Raw genomic sequence first — 6,464 nt, 5'->3', positions numbered from 1 at the left:
CTAAATTTGTGATTGGGGGGGTGGTTTTTTTTTTATATAAGAGGGCGGGCGCCCCCCCCCCCCCCCCCCCCCCCCCCCCCCCCCCCCCCCCCCCCCCCCCCCCCCCCCCCCCCCCCCCACTACCGGATAGCACCCGTGGTAGCGCCGGGCCATGCCCGGCGGACGTGGGATGGGCGATTACCGGAACACCACCGTGCGATGCCCATTGAGCAGGATGCGGTGCTCCACATGGCGGCGAACCGCGCGTGCCAGCACCAGCGATTCGGTGTCGCTGCCCAGCCGCACCAGCTCGCGCGGCGCCATGGCGTGGTCAACGCGGGCCACGTCCTGTTCGATGATCGGGCCTTCGTCCAGATCCTCGGTGACGTAGTGCGCGGTGGCACCGATGATCTTGACCCCGCGCGCGTGCGCCTGGTGATAGGGCTGCGCGCCCTTGAAGCTGGGCAGGAAGCTGTGGTGGATGTTGATCGCACGGCCGGCCAGCGCACGGCACAGCGTGGGTGACAGGATCTGCATGTAGCGCGCCAGCACCACCAGGTCGATGCGCTCACGCTCGACCAGGTCGATGATCTGCTGCTCCTGCACCGCACGCGTATCGGCGGTCACTGGCAGGTGGTGGAACGGTACCTGGTAGGACGCGGCCAATGGCGCGAAGTCGGCGTGGTTGGACGCCACTGCCGCGATGTCGACCTTCAGCTGGCCGCTGTGGGCGCGGAACAGCAGGTCGTTGAGGCAATGCCCCTGCTTGCTGACCAGCACCAGCAGGCGTGCCCGGCGGCGGCCGTCATGCAGCTGCCAGTCCATGCCGAAGCCTTCGGCAAGTTTGGCCATCGCGGCATGCACGGTCTCCAGCGGCAGGCCGGCGTCGCGGTCGAAATGCACGCGCAGGAAGAAGCGGCCGCTCTCCTCGTCACCGAACTGCTGGGCGTCGAGGATGTTGCAGCCGTGGTCGAACAACAGGCCGGACACACGGTAGACGATACCGGTACGGTCGGGGCAGGACAGGGTGAGGATGGAGTCGGGGCGCATCGCCACAGTGTAGGGCAGCAGGGTGTCGATCGGAGCGATGGTCACCGATGCAAGCGAAGGGCTTGGTTCTGTCCCAAGCGATACTTGGCCGATCCCGTGGCAAGCTGGCCGGTCATGAACCTGTTGCAATTGATCCGCAGCTTCACCCGCACCGCAGAGACCGGCAGCATTGCCGCTGCGGCCCGCATCCTTGGCATCAGCGCCACCGCAGTCGGCCAGAACATCCACCGGCTGGAGGCGCATCTGGGCGTAAGGCTGCTGAACCGGAGTACGCGCCAACTCGCCCTCAGCGAGGCCGGCGCGCTGTACCTGGCGCAGGTGCGCCATATCGAGGGCGACCTGGCGCGCGCGCAGGCGAGGGTCACTGCCGGTGATATCGAACCGGCCGGGCCCCTGCGCATCGCCAGCAGCAGCGCCTTCGGCCGCCACGTGCTGGCACCGCTGCTGCCGTCACTGCAGCAGCGCTACCCGCAACTGCAGCTGGAGCTGCGCCTGACCGACCGCGCCGTGCAGCATGGTCCAGAGGCGGTGGATGCCAGCATCCGCATCGGCGCGCAGCTGGAAGACGGCGTCGTCGCACGGCAGCTGGCGCGCGTGCCGTTCGTGTTCTGTGCCGCGCCAGCCTACCTGCAGGCCCATGGCACGCCGCAGGAACCCGCCGAACTGGGTCGCCATCGCGGGCTGCTGCACCGCTTCCCCACCGATGGCCGACCGCTGCGCTGGGGTCTGCTGAAGGACGGCCAGCGCGTGGACGCCACGCTGCCACCGAGCATGGTCTGCGATGACATCGATGCGCTGGCGACGCTGGCGGCGACCGGTGCCGGCATCACCCGGCTCGCCGCATTCGTGGCCGAGCCGTACCTGCGCGATGGCCGCCTGCAGGCGGTGTTCGGCGCCGACACCGCGTGGCGCCCGGAACCGATGGAGGTCTACTTCTGCGTCAGCGACCGCCGCGATTTCACCGCCAAGATCCGCGCGCTGTTCGAGCACCTGCAGGCCGGCATGGCGCCGGCCTGGCGGGTGTGAACCTCAGCGCGCCTTGAACACGCCACGCGCCTCGCGCGGCTCGCAGCGCAGGTACTGCGGCGCCGGTTCCACGCTGTCGCGCAATGCGGCAGCAGCGTGCCACGGCCAGCGCGGGTCGTAGAGGATGCCGCGTGCCAGCGCTACCGCATCGGCGTGGCGATGGCGCAGGATCGATTCGGCCTGCTCCGGTTCGGTGATCATGCCCACCGCGATCACCGGCATGCGTACCTTGGCCTTGATCGCCGCGGCGAACGGCACCTGGTAGCCGGGACCGACGGTGATCTTCTGGCGCTCGTCCAGGCCACCGCTGGAAACGTGCAGGAAGTTGCAGCCGCGCGCATCCAGCACCTGGGCCAGCGCTTCGCTCTGCACCAGATCCCAGCCACCCTCGACCCAGTCGCTGGCGGAAATGCGCACGCCCACGGCGATCCTGTCCGATACCGCCGCACGCACCGCGTCGAACACTTCCACGAGCAGGCGCAGGCGGTTCGGCAGCGAGCCGCCATAGCCATCGGTGCGGCGGTTGCTCAGCGGCGACAGGAACTGGTGCAGCAGGTAGCCGTGCGCGGCATGCAGCTCGATCAGCTCGAAGCCCAGGCGCTCGGCGCGCACCGCACTGGCGGCGAAGGCGGCGATCACCTCGGCGATGCCGGCCTCGTCCAGTTCCTGCGGTGCCGGATCGGCGGCATGGAACGGCAGCGGCGACGGCGCCACCGTGGCCCAGCCACGCGCATCATCGGCCGGCAGCTGGCCGCCGCCGTCCCACGGGCGCTTCACCGAGGCCTTGCGACCGGCGTGGCCGAGCTGGATGCCCAATGGCATCGGCGACCAGCGGCGGACGCTGGCCAGCACCTGTGCCAGCGCGGCCTCGGTGCCATCGTCCCACAGGCCCAGGTCGGCCCAGCTGATGCGGCCGCGCGGTTCGACGGCGGTGGCTTCCAGGATCAGCAGGCCGGCACCGGACTGCGCCAGGTTGCCCAGGTGCATGGCGTGCCAGTCGCTGGCGCGGCCGTCCTCGGCGGAGTACTGGCACATCGGCGCGATGACGATGCGGTTGGACAGGGTCAGGGGGCCGAACGAAATCGGCGAGAACAGCTGGCTCAAGACGGTGATGAACGACGTAGGGGGTGCGTATTGCACCGCTGCGCGGCTCGCGGATCAACCATCTGGATGGATCGCTGTTTCGCGTGACCTGCAGCAGCCGAGCGTGCGCCCGGCTCTACAGAAGCCCTCGCCCCTTGTAGAGCCGAGCCCGTGCTCGGCTCAGCGCGCAGCCCACGTGGCCAGCGCTTCAGCGCAGTCCCGCTCATCCTTGAACAACAGCAGGTCGTCGGCTCGGGTGCGGCCTCGGTTCAGCGCCGCTACCGGCAACCCTGCCTTCGCGGCCGCCTGCACGAAGCGGAAGCCGGAATAGACCATCAGCGACGAGCCCACCACCAGCACGGCGTCGGCCTGCTGCAGGTGATCGTGCACCGCCGCCACCCGTTCACGCGGCACGTTCTCGCCGAAGAACACCACATCCGGCTTCAGCAGGCCGCCGCAGTACGGACAATCGGGCACCACGAACGTGGAGAAATCGGTCTCCAGATCGGCATCGCCATCGGGCGCGATACCGGCCTCCAGCACATCCCAGCCCGGATTGGCCTCCAGCAGCCGCTGCTGGAAATCCTCGCGGCCACTGCGGCGCTCACAGCTCATGCAGCGCACCCGGTCCAGGCGGCCATGCAGGTCGATCACCTTGTGGCTGCCGGCGCGCTGGTGCAGGCCGTCCACGTTCTGGGTCAGCAGCAGCTGCAGCTTGCCGCTGTTTTCCAGTGCGGCCAGGGCCTGGTGGGTACCGTTGGGCCGGGCCAGGCCGAAGCGCGGCCAGCCCAGCAGGCTGCGCGCCCAGTAGCGCTGGCGGGTACCCGCTTCGCCCATGAACGCCTGGTAGGTCACCGGCGGCGTGCGTTTCCACTGGCCGTCGGTATCGCGATAGTCGGGAATGCCCGAGGCGGTGCTGCAACCGGCGCCGGTCAGCACGAACAGGCGCTGGGCGCGGTCGATGAAGTCGGTCAGCGGCGAGGTCATGGCTGCCAGATGGGGGCGCCGCAGCGCCCGTGCAAGCGCCGGCTCAGGCGGCCGGCAGCGGCGGCACCGCGATCGGGTGGCCGTCCTCGTCCAGCGCGATCATCACGAAGTGGCCGCGGGTACACAGCTTGCGCTCGCCGCTGTGCAGGTCCTCGGCGACCAGTTCCACCTCGACCTTCATCGAGCTGCGCCCGACTTCGACGATGCGGCCGATGGTTTCCACCATCTGGCCGATGCGGATCGGCAGCTTGAAGTCGACCTGATCGCTGCGCGCGGTCACCACGGTGCGGCGCGAATAGCGGGCGGCGGCCAGGAAGGCGGCCTTGTCCATCCACGCCAATGCCTGGCCACCGAACAGGGTGCCGAGGTGGTTGGTGTGGTTGGGGAAGACGATTTCGGCCATGCGCACTTCGGTGGGCGGCACGGTCTCGGGGATCGGGGTCATGGGGGGGCTTCGGTGTGAGGTCCGTCAATTTTAAGCCAGGCCCCGTGCAGGCGACGCTACACTGCGCCACGCCCACTGCCAGGACCGCCCATGCCCGCACTTTCCGACCTGCTGGCCTTTGCGCTGGTTTCGCTGGCCATGGTGCTCACGCCCGGGCCGAACATGATCTACGTCATCTCGCGCTCGATCTGCCAAGGGCCGCTCGCCGGGCTGATCTCGCTGGGCGGGGTGGCGCTGGGCTTCGTGTTCTACATGCTGTGCGCGGCACTGGGCATCACCGCCCTGCTGATGACCGTGCCGTTCGCCTATGAGGCGCTGCGCATCGGTGGCGCGCTGTACCTGCTGTACCTGGCGTGGCAGGCGCTGAAGCCCGGCGGCCGTTCGCCGTTCGCGGTGCGCGAGCTGCCGCAGGACAGCCCGGGCAGACTGTTCACGATGGGCTTGCTGACCAATCTGCTGAACCCGAAAGTGGCGGTGATGTACCTGTCGCTGCTGCCGCAGTTCCTGCATCCGGACAGCGAAGGCAGTGTGCTGATGCAGTCGATCGTGCTGGGCTGCACCCAGATCCTGGTCAGCGTCAGCGTGAACGGCCTGATCGCGCTGGCCGCCGGCAGCATCGCCGGCTTCCTGGCCGCGCGCCCCACCTGGCAGAGGGTGCAGCGCTGGCTGGTGGGTACGGTGCTGGCCGGGCTGGCGGTGCGCATGGCGGTGGAAGGACGGCGCTAGCGCTTTGTAGAGTCGAGCCATGCTCGACTTTCTTGCGAACAGCAGTCGAGCACGGCTCGACTCTACAAAAGCCAGGCGCGCAACAAAAAACCCCGGCATTGGCCGGGGTTTTTCGTTGCGAAAGGCCTGACCGGTTCGATCAGAAGTTCATGTCGAAGGCGACTTCGCCCTGCACGCCGACCTGGTAGGCCGAGACGCGGCGTTCGAAGAAGTTGGTCAGTTCCTGCACGTCCTGCAGTTCCATGAACGGCAGCGGGTTGCGCACGTTGTACTTCTTTTCCATGCCCAGTTTGGCGAAGTGCTGATCGGCACAATGCTGCAGGTACTGGCGCATGTCACGGGTCGAGATGCCGGCCACGCCGCCGGACAGCACGTCCTCGGCGAACTGCACTTCGCATTCGATGGCTTCGGCCAACATGTCGTAGACCTGCTGCTTCATCTCGTCGTCGAACAGGTCCGGCTCTTCCTCACGCACCACGCGCACCGACTCGAAGGCGAACTCCATGTGCGCGCTTTCGTCGCGGAACACCCAGTTGGTGCCCGAAGCCAGGCCCGGCAGCAGGCCGCGCGAACGGAAGTAGTACACGTAGGCGAACGCAGCGAAGAAGAACAGGCCTTCGATGCAGGCGGCGAAGCAGATCTGGTTGAGCAGGAACTGGCGACGCTGTTCGCGGGTCTCGATGCGGGTCAGGTCCTGGATCGAGTCGATCCACTTGAAGCAGAAATCGGCCTTCTTCTTGATCGAGTCGATGTTCTCCACCGCCGAGAACGCCTTGGCGCGCTCTTCCGGATCCGGCAGGTAGTTGTCGAGCAGGGTCAGGTAGAACTGCACGTGCAGTGCTTCTTCATACAGCTGGCGCGACAGGTACATGCGCGCTTCCGGCGCATTCAAGTGCTGGTACAGGTTCAGCACCAGGTTGTTGGACACGATCGAATCGCCGGTGGCGAAGAACGCGACCAGGCGGTGGATCAGGTGGCGCTCACCCGGCGACATCTTGCTGTGCAGGTCGGTGATGTCGATCTGGAAATTGATCTCTTCCACCGTCCAGGTGTTCTTGATCGCATTCCGGTACATGTCATAGAACTGCGGGTAGCGCATCGGGCGCAGGGTCAGTTCAAAACCGGGATCGAGCAGCATCTGCTTGGGCTTGTCGGCCATGGGTGTTTC

The 6,464-nt window shown here is 67.5% G+C and carries 7 protein-coding genes; 2 read left to right on the top strand and 5 right to left on the bottom strand.

The window, feature by feature from the left end:
- Window positions 1-177: 177 nt before the first annotated feature.
- A complete protein-coding gene (gene purU / locus WDC87_RS18040; RefSeq protein ID WP_061480748.1) occupies window positions 178-1,029 on the bottom strand; it encodes a formyltetrahydrofolate deformylase in 852 nt (283 codons plus the stop codon).
- Window positions 1,030-1,143: 114 nt separating this feature from the next.
- Here purU and WDC87_RS18035 point away from each other — a divergent pair, with 114 nt between their 5' ends.
- Entirely contained in the window at window positions 1,144-2,055 is a 912-nt protein-coding gene (locus tag WDC87_RS18035) for a LysR family transcriptional regulator (RefSeq protein WP_252744936.1), read from the top strand.
- A 3-nt stretch (window positions 2,056-2,058) separates the two neighbouring features.
- Here the strand turns inward: WDC87_RS18035 and WDC87_RS18030 are convergent, their stop codons facing one another.
- The 3 genes from WDC87_RS18030 to WDC87_RS18020 form a co-directional block, all read right to left on the bottom strand.
- Window positions 2,059-3,159: an NADH:flavin oxidoreductase/NADH oxidase gene (locus tag WDC87_RS18030; RefSeq protein WP_072167307.1), complete on the bottom strand. Its 1,101-nt coding sequence runs from the start codon at window positions 3,157-3,159 to the stop codon at window positions 2,059-2,061.
- 159 nt (window positions 3,160-3,318) lie between these two features.
- Window positions 3,319-4,125, bottom strand: coding sequence for an NAD-dependent protein deacetylase (locus tag WDC87_RS18025; protein WP_151355051.1), 807 nt, complete (start codon window positions 4,123-4,125; stop codon window positions 3,319-3,321).
- A 43-nt stretch (window positions 4,126-4,168) separates the two neighbouring features.
- A complete protein-coding gene (locus WDC87_RS18020; protein WP_021203756.1) occupies window positions 4,169-4,570 on the bottom strand; it encodes an acyl-CoA thioesterase in 402 nt (133 codons plus the stop codon).
- Between the two features lie 90 nt (window positions 4,571-4,660).
- On the opposite strand from WDC87_RS18020, the gene WDC87_RS18015 reads away from it, so the two are divergent.
- On the top strand, window positions 4,661-5,296 hold the full coding sequence (locus tag WDC87_RS18015) for a LysE family translocator (protein ID WP_252744937.1): 636 nt from the start codon (window positions 4,661-4,663) through the stop codon (window positions 5,294-5,296).
- A 139-nt stretch (window positions 5,297-5,435) separates the two neighbouring features.
- Here WDC87_RS18015 and WDC87_RS18010 read toward each other — a convergent pair whose 3' ends face one another.
- Window positions 5,436-6,455: a ribonucleotide-diphosphate reductase subunit beta gene (locus tag WDC87_RS18010; protein WP_005420683.1), complete on the bottom strand. Its 1,020-nt coding sequence runs from the start codon at window positions 6,453-6,455 to the stop codon at window positions 5,436-5,438.
- Window positions 6,456-6,464 lie beyond the last annotated feature (9 nt).

Origin of the sequence: Stenotrophomonas maltophilia group sp. Smal12 (assembly GCF_037079935.1) — a bacterium.
Classification (GTDB): domain Bacteria; phylum Pseudomonadota; class Gammaproteobacteria; order Xanthomonadales; family Xanthomonadaceae; genus Stenotrophomonas; species Stenotrophomonas sepilia.
The sequence above is the reverse complement of the archived record's forward strand: the minus strand, read 5'-3'. Positions and strand labels throughout refer to the sequence as shown.